The sequence below is a fragment of the Cystobacter fuscus genome (assembly GCF_044360685.1).
GTDB classification, from domain to species: Bacteria; Myxococcota; Myxococcia; order Myxococcales; family Myxococcaceae; genus Cystobacter; species Cystobacter fuscus_C.
Genome location: NZ_CP043491.1, coordinates 9,610,824 through 9,628,353, shown reverse-complemented (window position 1 = coordinate 9,628,353; position 17,530 = coordinate 9,610,824). Strand labels below are relative to the sequence as shown.

14 protein-coding genes are annotated in these 17,530 nt (G+C 70.0%); 6 read left to right on the top strand and 8 right to left on the bottom strand.

The genetic code is table 11. The features are described 5' to 3' along the window. Nucleotides 1-8: 8 nt before the first annotated feature. Nucleotides 9-644 carry a DUF4352 domain-containing protein gene (locus F0U63_RS39475; RefSeq protein WP_395838501.1) on the bottom strand — a complete coding sequence of 212 codons (636 nt, stop codon included), beginning with the start codon at nt 642-644 and terminating at the stop codon, nt 9-11. After that, complete coding sequence (gene alaS / locus F0U63_RS39470) at nt 641-3,334, bottom strand: alanine--tRNA ligase (RefSeq protein ID WP_395838499.1); 2,694 nt, start codon at nt 3,332-3,334, stop codon at nt 641-643. The genes F0U63_RS39475 and alaS overlap by 4 nt, the downstream gene beginning before the upstream one ends. 72 nt (nt 3,335-3,406) lie before the next feature. Between alaS and F0U63_RS39465 the strand changes: the two genes are divergently transcribed. From F0U63_RS39465 to F0U63_RS39455, 3 genes are read left to right on the top strand one after another with little or no spacing between them, the layout of a single operon-like run. Further along, a complete protein-coding gene (locus F0U63_RS39465) occupies nt 3,407-4,150 on the top strand; it encodes a HEAT repeat domain-containing protein (protein WP_395838497.1) in 744 nt (247 codons plus the stop codon). Between the two features lie 49 nt (nt 4,151-4,199). Continuing rightward, complete coding sequence (locus F0U63_RS39460; RefSeq protein WP_395838495.1) at nt 4,200-4,964, top strand: HEAT repeat domain-containing protein; 765 nt, start codon at nt 4,200-4,202, stop codon at nt 4,962-4,964. A gap of 13 nt (nt 4,965-4,977) precedes the next feature. Next, a complete protein-coding gene (locus F0U63_RS39455; protein WP_395838493.1) occupies nt 4,978-5,940 on the top strand; it encodes a pirin family protein in 963 nt (320 codons plus the stop codon). 12 nt (nt 5,941-5,952) lie between these two features. Here F0U63_RS39455 and F0U63_RS39450 read toward each other — a convergent pair whose 3' ends face one another. Further along, nucleotides 5,953-8,904 carry a helicase C-terminal domain-containing protein gene (locus F0U63_RS39450; protein ID WP_395838491.1) on the bottom strand — a complete coding sequence of 984 codons (2,952 nt, stop codon included), beginning with the start codon at nt 8,902-8,904 and terminating at the stop codon, nt 5,953-5,955. Between the two features lie 179 nt (nt 8,905-9,083). On the opposite strand from F0U63_RS39450, the gene F0U63_RS39445 reads away from it, so the two are divergent. Then, entirely contained in the window at nt 9,084-10,622 is a 1,539-nt protein-coding gene (locus tag F0U63_RS39445; RefSeq protein WP_395838489.1) for a DUF4153 domain-containing protein, read from the top strand. 3 nt (nt 10,623-10,625) lie between these two features. Here F0U63_RS39445 and F0U63_RS39440 read toward each other — a convergent pair whose 3' ends face one another. The 5 genes from F0U63_RS39440 to trmB form a co-directional block, all read right to left on the bottom strand. Continuing rightward, nucleotides 10,626-11,018: a cupredoxin domain-containing protein gene (locus F0U63_RS39440; RefSeq protein WP_395838487.1), complete on the bottom strand. Its 393-nt coding sequence runs from the start codon at nt 11,016-11,018 to the stop codon at nt 10,626-10,628. A 15-nt stretch (nt 11,019-11,033) separates the two neighbouring features. Further along, nucleotides 11,034-12,233 carry a hypothetical protein gene (locus F0U63_RS39435; RefSeq protein WP_395838485.1) on the bottom strand — a complete coding sequence of 400 codons (1,200 nt, stop codon included), beginning with the start codon at nt 12,231-12,233 and terminating at the stop codon, nt 11,034-11,036. A 73-nt stretch (nt 12,234-12,306) separates the two neighbouring features. Then, entirely contained in the window at nt 12,307-12,723 is a 417-nt protein-coding gene (locus F0U63_RS39430; protein WP_395838483.1) for a hypothetical protein, read from the bottom strand. 46 nt (nt 12,724-12,769) lie between these two features. Beyond that, complete coding sequence (locus F0U63_RS39425) at nt 12,770-13,843, bottom strand: diguanylate cyclase (RefSeq protein WP_395838481.1); 1,074 nt, start codon at nt 13,841-13,843, stop codon at nt 12,770-12,772. Between the two features lie 157 nt (nt 13,844-14,000). Next, nucleotides 14,001-14,621, bottom strand: a complete 621-nt coding sequence (trmB, locus tag F0U63_RS39420; protein ID WP_395838479.1) for a tRNA (guanosine(46)-N7)-methyltransferase TrmB — start codon at nt 14,619-14,621, stop codon at nt 14,001-14,003. A gap of 90 nt (nt 14,622-14,711) precedes the next feature. Here trmB and F0U63_RS39415 point away from each other — a divergent pair, with 90 nt between their 5' ends. After that, nucleotides 14,712-15,638, top strand: coding sequence for a bifunctional riboflavin kinase/FAD synthetase (locus tag F0U63_RS39415; protein ID WP_395838477.1), 927 nt, complete (start codon nt 14,712-14,714; stop codon nt 15,636-15,638). A gap of 182 nt (nt 15,639-15,820) precedes the next feature. After that, nucleotides 15,821-17,524: a type IV-A pilus assembly ATPase PilB gene (pilB, locus tag F0U63_RS39410; protein ID WP_395838475.1), complete on the top strand. Its 1,704-nt coding sequence runs from the start codon at nt 15,821-15,823 to the stop codon at nt 17,522-17,524. Nucleotides 17,525-17,530 lie beyond the last annotated feature (6 nt).

Genomic DNA, 17,530 nt, shown 5'->3' with positions numbered 1-17,530 from the left:
GGAGGGCTTCATTGCAGCGGAAGGCGGGTGTCCTTGCCGCCGCGGGATGGAAACACGAGCACCAGACCGGGAGTGACGGCGGCCAGGGGCACCTCGAAGACGAGGTCGAGCGATTCGCTCTGCCCCGGTTCCCAGGTGTGGTCCAGCTTCCGGGTGCCGCCCACGGCCTGTGCATCGCGGGGGATGGGGTACTCCTGGCCCTCGGCGTCCACGAGCTTCGCCGCCGAGAGCGGCACGTCCACGGCCTTCGCGCCGGTGTTGCGTGCCTCGAGCTTCACGCGCACGAAGAGATCCGAGGTGGTGAGGGCCACCTTGCCCGCGCCGCGCAGCGAGTGCATCGACTCCAGGCCCGTGGGCTGGAGCTCGAGCGTGTCCACGCGCACGGGCTCGCGCGAGGCCAGCACGAGCGGCTTCACCGCGTCCGAGTCCTGCGCGGCGGCGAGGTCGGCGAGCTGCGCGTGGGGATCAGTGGGTGCGCCGGGCGGGGCCGAGGGAGCGCCGCCCTGGTTCACGCGGTCCACTTCCAGGCGCAACTTCTCCAGGGTGCGGTCCTCGGAGGGACCGTCCACGGGTTTCTCCTTGCAGCCGCCCAACGGAGCGGCCGCGCAGAGCAGCAGGAGGAGCGCCTGGGTGGGGACTCTCATGCGAGGGTGGTTCCCTGGACCAGCTCGTAGAGCTTGTCGAAGGCGGCGGGGATGCGCGAGGGATCCTCGCCACCGCCCTGGGCCAGGTCGGGCTTGCCTCCGCCGCGGCCGTTGACCTCCTTGGCGAGCTCCTTGAGCAGGTTGCCCGCGTGGATGCCCCGGGCCACCACGTCCTTGGTGGCCGCCACGAGCAGGACGACCTTGCCGTCCTTCTCACCGCCGATGAGCACCACGCCGGACTTGATGCGGTCGCGCAACTGGTCGGCCATGCCGCGGATGACGTTCGCGTCCGCCTGGTCCACGCGCGTGGCGAGCACCTTGATGCCGTGGATGTCGCGCGCCTGCTCGAGCAGGTCCTTGCTGGAGCCCGTCTGGGCCTTCACGGACACCTCCTCGACCTTGCGCTCCAGATCCTTCACGCGCTTCTGCGTGGCCTCCACGCGCTTGACCAGATCCTTGGGCGAGGTCTTGAGCATCTCGGCGACCTTCTTCAGCTCGCGCTCGGTCTCGCGCACGTACTGGAGGGCGCCCAGGCCGGTGACGGCGGTGATGCGCCGCACGCCCGAGGCCACGCCGCTCTCGCTCACGAGCTTGAACAGGCCGATGTCCCCGCTGCGCCGCACGTGGGTGCCACCGCACAGCTCGGTGGTCTGCGGGTGCACGGTGACGACGCGCACCGTCTCGCCGTACTTCTCGCCGAACATGGCGACGGCGCCCGACTTCTTCGCCTCCTCCAGGCTCATGATGCGCGTCTGGGACTCGGTGTTCTCGCGCACCCAGCCGTTGACCAGGTCTTCCACCTGATCCTGCTGCTCGGGCGTCATGGGCGAGAAGTGCGAGAAGTCGAAGCGCAGGTAGTCCGGCGCCACCACGGAGCCGGCCTGCTTCACGTGCTCGCCGAGCACCAGCTTGAGCGCGCGGTGCAGCAGGTGCGTGGCCGAGTGGTTGGCGCGGATGGACGAGCGGCGCTCGCCGTCCACGCTCGCCTGCACCATGTCGCCCGTCTTGAGCGTGCCCTCGGTCACCTTCGCCTTGTGGACGACGAGGCCGGGCACCGGACGCTGCGCGTCGGACACCTGGGCCACCGTCTTGCCCCCGTGGGCCACGATGCGGCCGGTGTCGCCCATCTGGCCGCCGGACTCGCCGTAGAAGGGCGTGCGGTCGAGCACCAGCTCCACCTCGTCACCCGCGTGGGCCTCGGGCACCTCGGCGCCGCCCTTGAGGATGGCTCGCACCGAGCCCTCGCCCTCGTGGCCCACGCCCTCGTAGCCGAGGAACTCGCTCTGGCCCACGCGCTCGAGCACCTGCTGGTAGACGGCGCCCACCGCCTTGTCGCCGGAGCCCGCGAACTTGTTCTTCTGGGCCTCCTTCTCGATCTCCTTCCAGAAGCCCTCGACGTCGGCCTCGAAGCCGCGCTCGCGCAGGATGATCTCCGTGAGGTCCCACGGGAAGCCATAGGTGCCGTGCAGGTAGTAGATGTCCGCGCCCGACAGCTTCTTCTCGCCGGCCTGCTTCAGCTTCGCCACGCTCTCGTCGATCATCTTCATGCCGCGATCGAGCGTGCGCCGGAAGCTCTCCTCCTCGTGCCGTGACACCTCGAGGAGGAAGGTGCGGCTGTCGCGCAGCTCGGGGTAGGCGTCCCCCATCAGCTCGATGACGCGATCGACGACCTTGAAGAAGAACAGCTCGTTGAGTCCGAGGATGGAGCCGTGGCGGATGGCGCGGCGCATGATGCGGCGCAGGACGTAGCCGCGGCCCTCGTTGGAGGGCTGCACGCCATCGGCGATGAGGAAGGCGGCCGCGCGGGCGTGGTCCGCCACGACGCGCATGGAGGCACCGTCCTCCTGGGTGTAGCGCTTGCCCACCAGCTCGCTCACGCGCGAGATGATGCTCTGGAAGAGATCCGTGTCGTAGTTGGAGCGCTTGCCCTGCACCACCGAGGCGATGCGCTCCAGACCCGCGCCCGTATCGATGGACGGCTTGGGCAGGGGGATGAGCGGCGCGTCCTTCTCCTTGCGCTCGAACTGCATGAACACGAGGTTCCAGATCTCCAGCCACCGGTCGCAGTCACACGCCACGCCCTGACACGCGCGGCCCGCTGCCACCTCGGCACAGGGGATGTCATCGCCCTGGTGGAAGTGGATCTCCGAGCAGGGACCGCACGGGCCCGTGTCGCCCATGGCCCAGAAGTTGTCCTTGAGCCCGAGCTTGTAGATGCGCTCGCGGGGCACGCCCTGCTTCGCCCACAGCTCGAACGCCTCCTCGTCCCAGGGGATGCCACCCTCGCCGTTGAACACGGTGACGGCGAGCCGGTTGGTGTCCAGCCCCAGCGTCTTCGTCACGAACTCCCAGCCGTACGCGATGGCGTCGGCCTTGAAGTAGTCGCCGAAGGAGAAGTTGCCGAGCATCTCGAAGAACGTGTGGTGGCGCGCCGTGTAGCCCACGTTGTCGAGGTCGTTGTGCTTGCCGCCTGCTCGCACGCACTTCTGCGAGGTGGTGGCGCGGGAGTAGTCGCGCTTCTCGCGGCCGGTGAACACGTCCTTGAACTGCACCATGCCCGCGTTGGTGAACAGCAGGGTGGGGTCGTTCTGGGGGACGAGGGACGACGACGCGACGCGGCGATGACCGCGCCCTTCGAAGAATTGGAGGAACGCCTCGCGGATCTGGGAGGCGGACAGGGCAGAGGACATGGTGAGGGTATATGCCACAAGTGGCGGGGCCGCTGTGTTTCTTGCGGGCCGCGATACGCTCGGTTTCCCACCATGCGCTTCTCCTCCCACCTTGTCGCCTTCCTCCTGCTCGCCTTCCCCCCCTCCGTGCTGGCGCAGGCGGATGCCCAGACCGCCTCGCTGGCGAAGACGCTGAAGCAGGGTCCGGTGGTGGCGCACCGGCTCCAGGCGGCGCGGCTATTGGGCGAGTCGGATGACCCCGAGGCGATGCCTCCCCTGTGCGCGGGGCTCGCGGACGAGAGCCCCGAGGTGCGGGCGGCGGCGGCCTCGGCCCTGGAGAAGCTGGCGGAGCCTGGCGCGGTGGTGTGTCTGGAGGCGCGCAAGGAGGAGACGGACCCCCAGGTCCAGGCCGCCCTGACGTCCGCCCTGAAGGCGCTGCGAGCGCTCCAGGCACGACCCGCCCGGCTGTACGTGATGCTGGCGCCGCTCAAGGACACGACGGGCACCCTGTCGCCGGAGCTGGTGAAGCTGACCGAGGCCCGGCTGCGGCGCGCCTTGTTCCAGAGGGGAGCGGCGCTGGCGCCGGAGAAGGAGACCGAGGCGCAGGCGCGTGACGTGCTGCGCAAACGCAAACTGTCCGGCTACCGGCTCGTACCGGAGGTGCGTCCGGGGCCCTCGGGAGGGCTGAAGCTGGTGGTGCTGTGCCTGCGTTATCCAGGCAAGCAATTGCTGGGGAGCGTGGAGGTCCAGGGCTCGGAGGGCGAGCCCGGGGAACTCCTCGCGGCGCTGGTTCCGCAGGCGATCGCCGATTCCGCCACCGCGTATAAATGGAAGTAGACTGGACGAGCCGGGGGGCCCCGCACCACGCGGGGCACGGAGGGCTCGAATGCGTCATTCCGTCAAGCGGTGTGCACTGTCTTTGATCGCGCTGTTGTCCTGGGGGGCCGCGTCCACGGCCCTGGCCCAGGTGGATTCCCGGACGGCCTCGCTGAGCCGGCAGCTCGGGCAGGGGATGGAACCGGGAGCGCGATCTCGGGCCGCGTCGGGGCTGGGAGCGTCGGATGATCCCGAGGCGCTCGGGCCCCTGTGCGAGGGCTTGAAGGACACGAGCGAGCAGGTGCGCGCGGCGGCGGCTCAGGCGTTGGGAGTGCTGAAGGAAGTGGCGGGAGTGGAGTGCCTCAAGGCGCGCAAGGGCGAGCCGGACTCGGCGGCACGGGCGGCCATCCTGGCGTCGCTCAAGACGCTGCAGGCGTTGAAGGAGCAGGCGCCCCGGTTCTACGTGCAACTGGTCGACGTGAAGGACAGGACGGGCCAGTTGTCGCCGGAAGTGCTGCGCTTCACCGAAGCGCGGATGCGGCGCAAGCTCTCGCAGATGGGCGCGATGGTCGCCCCCGTGAGGGAGAACAAGGCGGCGGCGCAGGGCGTGCTGCGCAAGTACGGCGTGCGCGGCTTCCGGTTGCAGGCGGAGATCCACGACACCGAGAGTGGGGGCCTTCAGGTGACGATGGCGTGCATCAGCTATCCGGATCAGACGCTGCTCGGAGACGTGGAACTCCATGCGGGCGGCGGGGCGAAGCCGGAGGATCTGTTGAAGGTGCTGGCCCCCCGCATTATCGAGGAAGCCGCGGACACGTTCGAATGGGACACGTGAGGAGAGACGTTGCATGACGATGACGCGCCGACGGTTCCTCGTCGACTCGATGCTGGCCACGGTGGCCGTGGCGGCGGGATGCCGTCCTGGAAGTGAGTCGCGCGCTCCCGCGTTCATCTCCACGTCGGACCGGAGCGTGCTCCAGACGCTGGAGGGCATGCCCACGAGTGACGGCGCGGGCGTGCGGTTGACCCGTGTCATCGGCCAGCCCGCGCTGCGCCACCTCGATCCGTTCCTGATGCTGGACCGCTTCCACTCGGACGAGCCGGGGGCGTACCTGGCGGGCTTCCCCGATCATCCGCACCGGGGCTTCGAGACGGTGACGGTGATGCTCGAGGGCCGCATGCGGCACCGGGACAGCCAGGGCAACTCGGGGCTCATCCTCGGGGCGGGCTCGCAGTGGATGACGGCGGGGCGCGGCATCATCCACTCGGAGATGCCCGAGCAGGACCGGGGCCTGATGTCCGGCTTCCAGCTGTGGCTCAACCTGCCGGCGAAGGAGAAGCTGTGCCCGCCGTACTACCAGGACCTGGTGCCCGAGCGCCTGAGCGAGGCGAAGCTGTCGGCCGCCGGCAGCCACGTGAGGCTCATCGCGGGCGGAGTGAGTGGGCTGGTGGGCCCCGTGCGAGAGCGTCCGACCGAACCCATCCTCTTCACGCTGCGCCTGGAGGATGATCAACCGTTCGAAGTGGAGCTGCCGCCCGAGCACACGGCGTTCGCGTTCGTCCACGAGGGCGAGGTGCACCTGGGTCCCGAGGGCAAGCCGAAGACGGTACGCGCGGGACAGCTCGCCCTGTTGGGGACGGGCAAGCGGCTGCGACTGCGCGCGACGAATCAGCGCAGCGCGGTGCTCGTCGCCGCGGGCAGGCCCCTGCGCGAGCCCATCGTCCAGCACGGCCCCTTCGTCATGAACACCCGGGAGGAGATCCGCCAGGCCATCGAGGACTATCAGAACGGCGTGTTGGACAAGGCGTGAGCGTGGGGGGCTTCACGGCCCGCGGATGAGCCCCATCTGGTCCATGGCGGAGAACAGGCGCACGCGGGCCTCGCTCCAGGGGAGCATCACCACGCGATAGCCCGCGAGCGCGTCGAGCAGGGCCTGGCGGTAGCTGGGGTGACCCGGGTCGGCGATGATGACCACGCCCCGGTCCCCATGCGAGCGGATGAGTCGGCCCACGCCCTGGCGCAGTTGCAGCAGTGCCCGGGGCAGGCGGTAGGAGAGGAAGCCCAGGTGCGTGTTGCGTCCCCGGGCGAGCGTCTCCTCGCGCGAGGCCACGAGCGGGCGGCTGGCGGGCTCCAGGGGCAGCTTGTCGATGAAGACGCAGCCCACGCCCCGGCCGGGGATGTCCACGCCCTGCCAGAAGCTCTTGGTCCCGAGCAGCACCGTACCGGTGTCCTTCTCCTGCCGGGCCGCGAGCGAGCGTCCATGCCCGCGCGACTGCCGCATCACCTCGATGCCCTGGGGCTCCAGCTTCAGGCGCAGCTCATCCGCCACGCGCTCCATGCGCCGCGTGGAGGCGAACAGGCCCAGCACCCGGCCGCCCATCACCTTGGCCATGCCGGACATGCGCATCGCCGCCCACTCGATGAAGGCCGGCTCGTGCGCGCGCGGCGCGTCCGTCACCAGCACCACCAGCGCCTGCGTGCGCAGATCGAAGGGCGTGGGCGCACGCATCATCCGGGGAGCGGGAATGCCCTCGTTGCGTCCGTCCAGTCCCAGCCGCCCGAGCACATACGGCATGCGCTCGGTGCCCGTGCTCAGCGTGGCCGAGGCGAGCACGAGCGCCCGCTTGTGCTGCGCGAAGTCCCGCGACACGTAGGCCGCCACGTTCACCGGCTGGGCGATGAGCGTCCAGCGCTGCTTGCGGGGCACCGCCGTGGCCGCGTAGCACCGGCCCTCGGCGGGATCGTCGGACAGCTCCGACGTCAGCGTGGCCAGCTCCTGCACCTCCGCCACGCCCCCCGCCAGCTCTCGCTCCAGCGGCGGCATCTTCACGCCCAGGTCCGGTAGCACCTCCGCCACGCCCACTGTGAGCCGCTTGTGCAGCTCCTGGAGGCACTCGCGCACCTCGAGCAGGCCCTCGCGCACGGGCATCCAGGGGGCGCTCGCGCGGACCTCGGGGGTGATGCGCAGCTCCGGGGCGTAGGAGGACTCGTCGTCGGCCTCGGAGGCGCTCGCGGCGGCCGGCTCGCACAGGTGCATCACGCTCTCGCCGAGCCGGCGCACGGCCGTGCCTACCGCGGTCAGGGCGCCTTCGATCTCGCTCATCAGCGTGCGGGCCTCTCCGCGCCGGGAGGCGAAGAGGGCCCGCCGCAGCTCGGCGAACAGACCGCGCCGCCCGTCGCGTCCGTGCAGCCGCTCGGCGAGCCGGATGAAGGCCATGTCCGACAGCTCCGAGGAGAGCGCGGTGGTGGCGACGTCCTCCACCTCGTGCGCCTCGTCGAGCACCAGGTGATCCAGCTTCGGGTAGCGCGCGGGCCAGGCGAAGGCGAGCGACTGGTTGATGACGAGCACGTCCGCCTCGCGCGCCTGGGCCACGGCCGAGTGGTAGTAGCAGCGGTGGTAGTGCGGGCAGCGCTCGCCGAGCGTGGTGGCCGCCTCCGAGCGCACCGCCGGGGCGAGCGCGAGCAGCACGGGGAAGCGATCGCGGAACCAGTGGCTGAGCCGGTCCAGGTCTCCGTCGGGGCCGCGGCGCAACAGGGCGCGCAGGTAGGCGCGGGGCGCGCGCGCGGCGTGGCCCATGCCGGGCTCCACGCGGGTGATGTCGAGCGCGCGGCGGCGGCAGAGGTAGTTCGTCTGGCCCTTGAGCAGCGCGTAGGAGAAGGCCCCGCCGGTGGCGCGGTGCAGCCGGGGCAGGTCCTTCTCGATGAGCTGATCCTGGAGCGTCTTGGTATGCGGGGCCACGCCCACCTTGCGGCCGTTGCGCACGGTGAAGAGGGCGGCGGGCGTGAGGTACGCGAGCGACTTGCCGGTGCCGGTGCCGGCCTCCACCGCGAGCTGTCCGCCCTCGGACAGGGTGCGCGCCACGGCCTGGGCCATCTCCAGTTGGGCGGGGCGCACCGCGAAGCCCTCCTGGGCGTGTTGCAGGGCGCCCTCGGGGCCGAGCAGGGCCGTCACCTCCTCGGGGCGCACGGGCTGCACGGGGGTGTCCTCGCCGGGGGGCTCGTCCGGGGGCTTGGTGCCATTGGAGCGCTGACGCTCGGGCCGTCCGGGCAGGAAGCCCGAGCCCGAGAGCTTCAGGGCGGCGGGACGCGAGCGGCACAGCGTCCACAGTCCGGTGAGCAGCGACACGAGCGGCGCGGCGTCCACGTCGCTCGAGCCTTCCAGCTCGTCGCCCGCCTCGCCCGCTTCGATCTGCGCCAGCCGCAGCGCGGCGCGGGGATCGAGCGTCTCCAGCAGATCGGCGAGGTCCTCGGCGCGCCCCTCGCGCACGCAGCCCTCCAGGGCATGGATGAGCACGGCGTGGGTGGCCTCGCAGTCCGTCATGGCGCGGTGCCGCTCGCGAGGGCCCTTGCCGGCCCAGCGCAGCAGCGACTCCAGCGAGTGGCTGGACAGCTCCGGGTGCAGGTAGTGCATGAGCTCGCACGAGTCGAGCACCGGAGCGCGCAGGGGGCCGAGGATGTCCGGGAGGAAGCCCTTCTCGAAGGAGGCGTTGTGGGCGACCACCGTCCAGCCCGCGAGCCGCTCGCGCAGCTCGGCGGCCTTGTGGGCGAGGCGGGGTTGTCCGGCGAGCTGCGCGTCCTCGATGCCGGTGAGCCGGCGGATGGTGAGGGGCAGGGGACGCGAGGCGGCGAAGAACTGGGCGTAGCGGTCGGTGATCCGGCCGTTCTCGATGAAGAGGGCTCCGAGTTCGATGACCTCATCGACGCGGGGATCCAATCCCGTGGTCTCGAGGTCCAGGAACACGTGCCGGGTGAAGAGTTCCGCCGCGCCGTTCATGGGAAGAAGCGCCCAGCCTACCCGCCTTCGGGGGTGATGCCGAGAAACCGGGCGTGTGGGGTCCGGCGGAGCGACCGTTGGCGGTGGGGAACCGACCACTCACCGTGAAGATCCGCACGGTGGCCCGCCAGGAGTCCATCTTGGGGACTCTCGCTCGATTGCTTGTCTGGAGCCCTCGCATGTCGATCCCCGCCACCGGACTGTCGCTGCCCGTCGTGTCTCCACCCTCGCCCGAGGCCGTTCCCCGTCTGCGACGGCCCCGGGCGACCCTGCTCGCGGCGCTCGGCCTGGGCGTCTGCGCCGAGGTTCTCTTCGATGGACCCGCGCTGGGGCTGTCCTTCCCGCTATTCGCACTGCTGCTGCTGGGGACACTGCTCGTGCTCGGAGGCCGCGAGGGCTGGCAGCGGGCACGTCCCAATGCCTGGCTGCTCGTGCCCTGGCTGTTCTTCTCCGGGATGGTGTTCGTGCGCGCGAGCCCCCTGCTCACGGCGCTCAACGTCCTGGCCTCGGGCCTGCTGCTGCTGTTGCTGGTGCACTTCTGGGCGGCGGGACGCGTGGAGCGGCTCGGGCTGGGCGACTATGCCTCCACCGTGCTGGGCGGCGCGTGGCAGGCCCTGTTCCTCCCCCCGGCGGTGGTGCGCGCGGAGGTGGAGCGCATTCCGTTGCGCGGCCAGCTCCCGAAGCTGCTGCCGGTGGCGCGGGGCGCCCTGCTCTCCCTGCCGATCCTGATCCTCTTCACCGCGCTGCTCTCCTCGGCGGACGAGGTCTTCTCGGTGGCGGTGGGGCGGGGGTTTTCCCTCGTGTGGAACATCTTCTCGGTGGACACGTTGGCGCGGGGGGTGTTCGCCGTGGGCAGTGCCTTCGGCGTGCTGGGCCTGCTCGCGCATGCCCTGCGGCGCCGGCGGGAGCGCGAGGCGGGTGAGCGGGAGGTGGCTCCGGCCGTGGGCCGTCTGGGCTTCATCGAGAGCCTCACGCTCGTGGGCGCGGTGGACGTGCTCTTCCTGGCCTTCGTCTCCCTCCAACTCGCCTTCATGTGGGGCGGGGCGCGGCTGCCCTCGGGGCTCACCTATTCCGAGTACGCCCGGCGGGGCTTCTTCGAGTTGCTCGTGGTGTCGGTGATGACGCTGGGGTTGAGCCTGGTGCTGGAGCGCTGGACGCGGCTGAACGGGGCGGGGCAGGTCACCGCCTTCCGGGCGGCGTGCTCGGTGATGGTGGGGCTGGTGCTGGTGCTGCTCACCTCGGCGGTCCAGCGCATGGCGCTCTACGAGTCCGCCTATGGCTACACGCACCTGCGCGTGTACACGCACGTCTTCATGCTGGCGCTGGCGGGAGTGCTCGTCTGGCGCGTGGCGACGCTGTGGTGGCGTCCGGAGCGCTTCGCCATGGGCGCCTTCGTGGGAGCGCTCGTCGGCCTCGCGGCGCTCAACGTGCTCAACCCCGACGCCTTCATCGCGAGGGATACCCTGACGCGCTCCACCGAGGGCGTGTCCTGGGATGCGTCGTACCTGGTGCGCTCATTGTCCGAGGACGCTGCGCCCGAGCTGGCCGCGTACCTGGAGGTGGCGCCCCAGGGGCCGTTCTCGTGGGAGATCCGCCAGGCGTTCTGCCGCTACTCCGCGGACATGCGAGGCGGATGGGCCGCCTTCCACCTCGCACGCCTCCACGCCTCGCTGCTCACGCCTCCGGAGGCCTGCGCGGAGCAGGTGTTCGGGGAGTGAGCGTCACTCCACCATGAACACGCCGCTGATCATCTTCCCCATCGCGCAGCCATAGACGAGCTTGCCCGTCTTCGTGGGGGTGAAGGCCACCTCCACCGGCTGGTTGAGGGGCACGGGCGTGTTGATGTTGTACTCGTCGAGGACGATCTCCGTCGCGCAGGTGTGCTCCGTGGTGCGCGTGAGCACGAGCTTCACCGGCTGGCCCTGCTGGAGGGTGATGGGGCTGGGCTCGTAGCCCTTCTCGGTGATGGTGAGGGCGATGGTGCGCGTCTCACCCGGCTTGAGCGCCGGAGCGGCGGACGCGCTGTCCTTCGTGCAGCCCTGCTCGGCGCCGAGGACCGCCGCGGACAGGGCGAGCGCGAGCAGGGGCTTGATGATTTTCGAGAAGAACGGCATCGGGTTCCTTGGGGGCTAGGAGTTCTCCCCGGGCGCGTCGCCGGAGTCCTCCAGCGAGTCCTCGGCGGAGAAGCGCACCAGGGCGTGCAGGGGGACGAACACCTCGTGTCCGTCCTCGCCGAGCAGCAGATCGAAGCGGCCCACCACGCGCAGGGGCATGACGAGCTGGATGCCATTGCGCAGCGTCAGGCGCACGGACTGGCCCTGGTGGGCGAGGAAGGGGCGGGGGTCGGAGAAGGGGCGCTTGTCGGGCTGGCGCGCGACGTTGACGGGCTTCTGGGTGAGCTTGGGCTCGCGCTCCAGGTGGGGCGCGAGCTGCTCCCAGTCCGAGCGGCGCGTCATCATGACGACCTGGAGCTTCTCCTGCCGGCCGCTGCGGCCCAGCACGAAGGAGATGGGCTCCACGCTCGTCACGGTGTCGAGCACGGTGCGCTCGCCGAGCACCATGGCCATCTCCGTCTTCGCCTCGACGAGCCCCTGGATGAAGGCGCTGATGGAGCTGTCATCCACCTCGCCGCGGGCCGTCTTCACGGCGGCCTTGCGCTGGGTGCGCTCCTTGCGCGCGAGGAATTCGGCCACCGTCAGGCCGCTCTGCAGCACGCCGAAACCATCCGCGAGCGACAGGCCCGGGTTCTGGCCCATCAGCGCGTACACCTGATCGAAGCGCTTGGCTTCCTCGGCGTGCAGCTTGCGCCAGATGCGGCACTTCATCTTGCCCTCGAGCTCGCCCTTGGCGATGCGCGCGGGCACGTGCTCCTTGGCGGCCAGGGCGAGGATCTGCTCGTTGGTGGGCGGGGGCCGGGGCGTCCGGGGCCGCGCGAAGCCGCCGGGCCGGGCGCCGGGCGGTCCACCCGCGCCGGGTGCGCGGCTCGGGGAGAAGGCGGGCCGGGGCGCGACGGACGAGGGCGTCACGGTAGGCGACGGAGTCGGCCGGGGCGCCACGGGCGTGGGGATGGGCCGGGGCGCGCTGGCGGTGGCCGGCTCCGGCACGGAGGGCGCCGAGGGGGCCACGGGAGCGCTCGGCGAGGGCGTGGGCCGGGGCGTGGGCCGGGGCGTCACGCTGACGGTCGGTCCCGCCGAGGGCGTGGGAGACGTCGGCGAGGGCGCGGTGGGCCGAGGGGTGGGGCGGGGGGTCACCGAGGCCGTGGGCGTCGGGCTGGGCGCGACGGTGCCGGGGTTGGCCACCGGGCGGCGGATGACCTCGACTGCGGGCACGGCCCGCCGTGTCTTCCGATCGTTCACGTTCGTAGGCTACCTGATGCGTGAGAGACCTGGGGGGTCCCTGTCCTCACGGCTGCTGGAGGGACTGCGTAAGGTCTATCTTCCATCCGGACGTCTCACGGACCATCCGGACCTGCTTCTGGACCTGGGAGAACACCACGTTCACCTGCGCCGTGTCGCCTGTCTCGCCCGCGAGCGTGACTTCCGCAACATCCGGTGGAGGTGCGACATTCGCGAAGAAGAAGGCGACGGGGTCCGCCTTCACCGCGCCCGCGGAGGCGTTGGCCACCGTCTGGGCCTTCTGCTTGAGGGCCTCCTGGGTAGGTTGTGAGAGGGCGGAGTAGGCGGTTTTCTCATCTCCCCGCTGCACGGCCCGGAGGAACGTCTGGTAGGCGCGCACCGGTGTCTCGTAGCTGGGCCGGTTGCAGCCCCCGAGGGGCAGCACGGACAGCAGCAGCAGGGAGATCACGAAAAACAAGCGCATGGTCTTGTCATGTAGGCCAAAGAGCCGCGCTCGCCAAGAGGCAGCGTCACTCGGGTGGCGTGTCCTTGTACTGGCGAACGCAATTGCGGCCGCCCGCCTTGGCGGCGTAGAGGCAGGTGTCGGCTTGCTTCTTGAGATCCTCGGCGCCCAACAGGGTGGGGGAGGGCACGCTGGCCACGCCCAGTGAGGCCGTACAGCGCACTTCCAGTGCGTCTCCCGACGGGGGCCGGTACTCCAGGCGCACGGAGGCCACGGCCTCGCGGATGCGCTCGCACGCCCCCAGGGCCTCCTTGGGGCCGGTCTCGGGCAGCAGGGCGATGAACTCCTCGCCGCCGTAGCGCGCCACGAAGTCCACCTCGCGCAGCCGGCCGCGCACCGCCTGCGCCACCGCGCGCAACACCTGGTCGCCGAAGGGGTGGCCGTAGGTGTCGTTGAGCCGCTTGAAGTGATCGATGTCCATCATCACCAGCGACAGGGGCGAGCGGTAGCGCGCGGAGCGGGCGAACTCCTCGCTCAGGCGCTCCTCGAAGTAGCGCCGGTTGTAGAGGCCGGTGAGTCCGTCGACGCGCGTGAGCCGCAGCAGCTCCTCGCGCTTCTGGTCGAGCTCCTTGTTGGCCCGGTCCAGTGCCTGGTTCTTGGAGTCCAGCTCCCGGTTCTTCTCCACCAGGGCGTCCTGCAGCACCTTGAGCCGCAGCATGGACTTCACGCGCGCGGACAGCTCCAGCATGTCGAAGGGTTTGACGAGGTAGTCGTCCGCGCCGAGCTCCAGCCCTTCCACCTTGCCGGCCGCCTGCCGCGCCGTCACGAGGATGACGGGAATGAAGCCGAAGCCTCCCTCGCCGCCGTTGGCCTTGATGATGCGGCACACCTCGACGCCGCCCAGCCGCGGCATCTCCACGTCCATGATGATGAGGTCCGGCCGCGCCTCGCGCAGCGAGCGCAGGGCCTCGGTGCCGTCATGGGCCTCGCGGAAGCGGTAGCCCGGGCCGGCGAGCCCCTCGCGCACGTGTTGGATGTTGGCCGGGTCATCGTCGACGATCAGGATGGTGCGGTCGGCCAGGGGATTCGTGGGGGGGGCCCGGCGTGCCGCTTCCGCCGTCTTCTTCGCGCTGTCCGCCATGTCGCTGCCGTTCGTGCCTCGGAGTATTTCGGACCGCCGTGAGGAAGGGATTGTTCCCCGAACGAGGGGGGGATGCCAAGCCGTCCTCCCTCCAGCCGGGGTGAAACGCCCTCCTCGCACACGGCACGACACGGCGGCGCGTGCCCCGGGAGGGCACTCAGGCGGGCTTGCGCAGGCGGGCGCGGTAGACGGGCTCGCCGCTCGTCAGGTAGCGCCGCTCGCGCGTGGAGGGGACTTCCTCGGGATCGTAGGGGTGGAACACGCCCTTGCCCAGCGGGTTGACGAAGCCGGCCTCCTCCAGGATGGAGAGCATGTTGACGGCGCGGTCCTGCACGTCGGTGCGCATGTCGAAGAGGCCGCCGGGCTTGAGCTTGTCGAGCAGCAGCCGGGCGAAGTCGGGCTGGACGACGGCGCGCTTGAAGTGGGCGCGCTTCCACCAGGGGTCGGGAAACTGCAGGTGGATGGCGTCGAGCGAGCCGGAGGCGAACAGGCGCGGCACGATGGAGCGGGCATCGGCCTCGAGCACGCGCAGGTTCTTCAGGCCCAGCTTGTTGCCGCGGTCCTGGGTGTCGCGCGCGTACTTCTTGCGCCACTCGAAGGCGACGAAGCGCGTGGTGGGGTTGCGGCGGCAGTACTCGAGGGCGTGGCCGCCCGCGCCGGAGCCGATTTCCAGTTCCAGGGGGCCGGAAAAGCCGAACTCGGCGTCCCAGTCGGGGGGCGCATCGAGGCGGGCCAGATGCAGGCCCACGGGGTCGGGGAGCAGGGGAGGACGGGCCATGAAGGATGCGGGAGGCTGTGGGCCTCTTCGCACGGGGCGGGGCGGTCTGGCCAGGGCAAAGCGACGGGTTTGGCGCTATATGGGCGCTCCATGAAGGTCTTCCAAGGGGTGACGGAGGCGCGCGAGCTCTCGGGTTGTGCGCTCGCGCTGGGCAACTTCGATGGCGTGCACCTGGGCCACCAGGCGCTCTTCGCCGAGGCGCGGCGCCACGGCACGCTCGTGGCCGCGCTGACGTTCCAGCCGCATCCGGGCAAGGTGCTCCAGCCGGAGATGGCGCCCAAGCTCATCACCCTCTTGCCGCGCAAGCTGGAGCTCTTCGAGTCGTTCGGGCTGGACGCGGCGGTGGTGCAGCCCTTCACGCGCGAGTACGCCCGCCTGTCGCCGCGCGACTTCGAGGCCTCGCTGCTGGACGTGCTGGGCGCGCGCCACCTCGTGGTGGGCCATGACTTCACCTACGGCGCGGCGCGCGGGGGCAGCGTGGACACCCTGCGCGAGGCCGCGGCGGCCCGGGGCGCCCAGGTGCACTGCGTGGAGCCCGTCACGGTGGATGGGCTCGTGGCCTCCTCCTCCAAGATTCGCGAGTACATCCTCGAGGGCCGGGTGAGCGCGGCGCAGCGCCTGCTCGGCCGGCCCTTCGACTTGGAGGGCACGGTCGTGCGGGGCCAGGGGCGCGGCCGGGGCATCGGCTTTCCCACCGCCAACGTGGACACCCAGAACGAGCTGCGGCCGGCCGCCGGTGTGTACGCCATCCGCGTGCGCTTCCGCGAGGCGCTCCAGGCGCCCTGGCTGCCGGGCGTGGCCAACATCGGCGTCAAGCCCACCTTCGGTATCAACGAGGTCACGATCGAGGCGCACCTGCTCGACTACAGCGCGGACCTCTATGGCCGCGAGCTGCGGGTGGAGTTCCTCGAGCGGCTGCGCCCGGAGCACCGTTTTGGTTCCGTGGCCGAACTCGTGGGACAAATCAAGCGGGACGTCGAGGCCGCCCGGGTGGTGATCGCCCGGGCATCCGACTGAAGGTTTCCCAAGCGGTTTCAATGGCTTGGTCGGAGAGGGAGCCAGGGACGGCGCCTTGACAGGCTCGCGTCTCCCTCTCTTTAATCTTGGGGCTCATGCGCCCGTAACCCGCGCATCTTTTGGCGTCCTCCGTCTTCACGGCGGACACCATGATTGTCATCCCCACGCTCGAGGCTTTTTGAATGTCCGGTCGACTTGGTGAACTGCTGGTCCGTGAGAACCTGATCTCGGTCCAGCAGCTGCGCAAGGCCCAGGAGGAGCAGCAGAAGAACGGCACGCGCATTGGCACCGCGCTCATCAAGACGGGAGCCATCGAGGAGTCCAAACTCACCGACTTCCTCTCCAAGCAGTACGGCGTGCCGGCCATCAACCTGAAGGACTTCGACATCGACGCGGAGATCATCAAGCTCGTGCCGAAGGAAGTGGCCGAGAAGCACCTGGTGATTCCCGTCAATCGCGCGGGCCCCTCGCTCATCGTGGCCATGTGCGATCCGTCCAACATCTACGCCGTGGACGACCTGAAGTTCCTCACCGGCTACAACGTGGAGCCGGTGGTCGCCTCGGAGATCTCCATCCGCGAGGCCATCGAGCGCTACTACGCCGAGAAGGGCCCGGACATGAATGCCCTCGTCGACGAGCTCGCCGAGGACATCGAGGTGGCCAAGGAGGAGGAGGAGGGCAACATCGAGGAGATGGCCCGCGCGGCCGACGACGCGCCCGTGGTCAAGCTCGTGAACCTCATCCTCCAGGACTCCATCAAGAAGCGCGCGTCCGACATCCACGTGGAGCCCTACGAGAAGGACTTCCGGGTGCGCTTCCGCATCGACGGCTCGCTCTATGACGTGATGCGCCCGCCGATGAAGCTGCGCAACGCCATCACCAGCCGTCTGAAGATCATGGCGAACCTGGACATCTCCGAGCGCCGCCTGCCCCAGGACGGCCGCATCAAGATCAAGCTCGGCGGTGGCAAGGAGATGGACTTCCGCGTGAGCGTGTGCCCCACGCTCTTCGGCGAGAAGGTCGTGCTCCGTCTGCTCGACAAGTCCAACCTGCAGCTGGACATGACGAAGCTCGGCTTCGACGCGCAGCCGCTCGCCTGGTTCAAGGAGGCCATCGAGCGCCCCTACGGCATGGTGCTCGTCACGGGTCCCACGGGCTCGGGCAAGACGACGACGCTCTACTCGGCGCTCTCCTCGCTCAACCAGGTGGACACCAACATCGCCACCGCCGAGGACCCGGTCGAGTTCAACTTCGGCGGCATCAACCAGGTGCAGATGCACGAGGACATCGGCCTGAACTTCGCCGCGGCCCTGCGCTCCTTCCTCCGCCAGGATCCCGACATCATCATGATCGGCGAGATCCGCGACTTCGAGACGGGTGAAATCGCGGTGAAGGCGGCGCTCACGGGCCACCTGGTGCTCTCCACGCTGCACACCAACGACGCCCCGGGCACGGTGAGCCGTCTGCTCAACATGGGCATCGAGCCCTTCCTCGTGACGGCCTCGCTCAACCTCATCCTCGCCCAGCGTCTGGCGCGCCGCCTGTGCCCCGCGTGCAAGAAGCCCGCGGAGAACGTGGACGAGCAGGCGCTGCTCAACGCGGGCGTGCCTCCGGAGAAGCTCGGCACCTTCACCATGTACGAGAAGGTCGGCTGCCGCGAGTGCAACGACCGTGGCTACCGCGGCCGCGTGGCCATCTACGAGGTCATGCCCTTCTGGGATGGCCTCAAGGAGCTGGTCATCAACGGCGCCTCGGCCGCCGAGCTCAAGGCGGAGGCCATCCGCCTGGGCATGAGCTCGTTGCGCATGTCGGCTCTGGCCAAGATGATGGATGGTGTCACCACGCTGGAAGAGGTGGTGGCCAACACGGCCCCGGACAACTTCTGACCTCGC

Excerpts from the sequence above, each read along its gene's own strand:
- F0U63_RS39445 (WP_395838489.1), top strand. The coding sequence starts at position 9,084 with ATGTCGATCCCCGCCACCGGACTGTCGCTGCCCGTCGTGTCTCCACCC.
- alaS (WP_395838499.1), bottom strand. The coding sequence starts at position 3,334 with ATGTCCTCTGCCCTGTCCGCCTCCCAGATCCGCGAGGCGTTCCTCCAA.
- F0U63_RS39430 (WP_395838483.1), bottom strand. The coding sequence starts at position 12,723 with ATGCGCTTGTTTTTCGTGATCTCCCTGCTGCTGCTGTCCGTGCTGCCC.
- F0U63_RS39460 (WP_395838495.1), top strand. The coding sequence starts at position 4,200 with ATGCGTCATTCCGTCAAGCGGTGTGCACTGTCTTTGATCGCGCTGTTG.
- F0U63_RS39455 (WP_395838493.1), top strand. The coding sequence starts at position 4,978 with ATGACGATGACGCGCCGACGGTTCCTCGTCGACTCGATGCTGGCCACG.
- F0U63_RS39415 (WP_395838477.1), top strand. The coding sequence starts at position 14,712 with ATGAAGGTCTTCCAAGGGGTGACGGAGGCGCGCGAGCTCTCGGGTTGT.
- F0U63_RS39465 (WP_395838497.1), top strand. The coding sequence starts at position 3,407 with ATGCGCTTCTCCTCCCACCTTGTCGCCTTCCTCCTGCTCGCCTTCCCC.
- F0U63_RS39440 (WP_395838487.1), bottom strand. The coding sequence starts at position 11,018 with ATGCCGTTCTTCTCGAAAATCATCAAGCCCCTGCTCGCGCTCGCCCTG.
- trmB (WP_395838479.1), bottom strand. The coding sequence starts at position 14,621 with ATGGCCCGTCCTCCCCTGCTCCCCGACCCCGTGGGCCTGCATCTGGCC.
- F0U63_RS39450 (WP_395838491.1), bottom strand. The coding sequence starts at position 8,904 with ATGAACGGCGCGGCGGAACTCTTCACCCGGCACGTGTTCCTGGACCTC.
- pilB (WP_395838475.1), top strand. The coding sequence starts at position 15,821 with ATGTCCGGTCGACTTGGTGAACTGCTGGTCCGTGAGAACCTGATCTCG.
- F0U63_RS39475 (WP_395838501.1), bottom strand. The coding sequence starts at position 644 with ATGAGAGTCCCCACCCAGGCGCTCCTCCTGCTGCTCTGCGCGGCCGCT.
- F0U63_RS39425 (WP_395838481.1), bottom strand. The coding sequence starts at position 13,843 with ATGGCGGACAGCGCGAAGAAGACGGCGGAAGCGGCACGCCGGGCCCCC.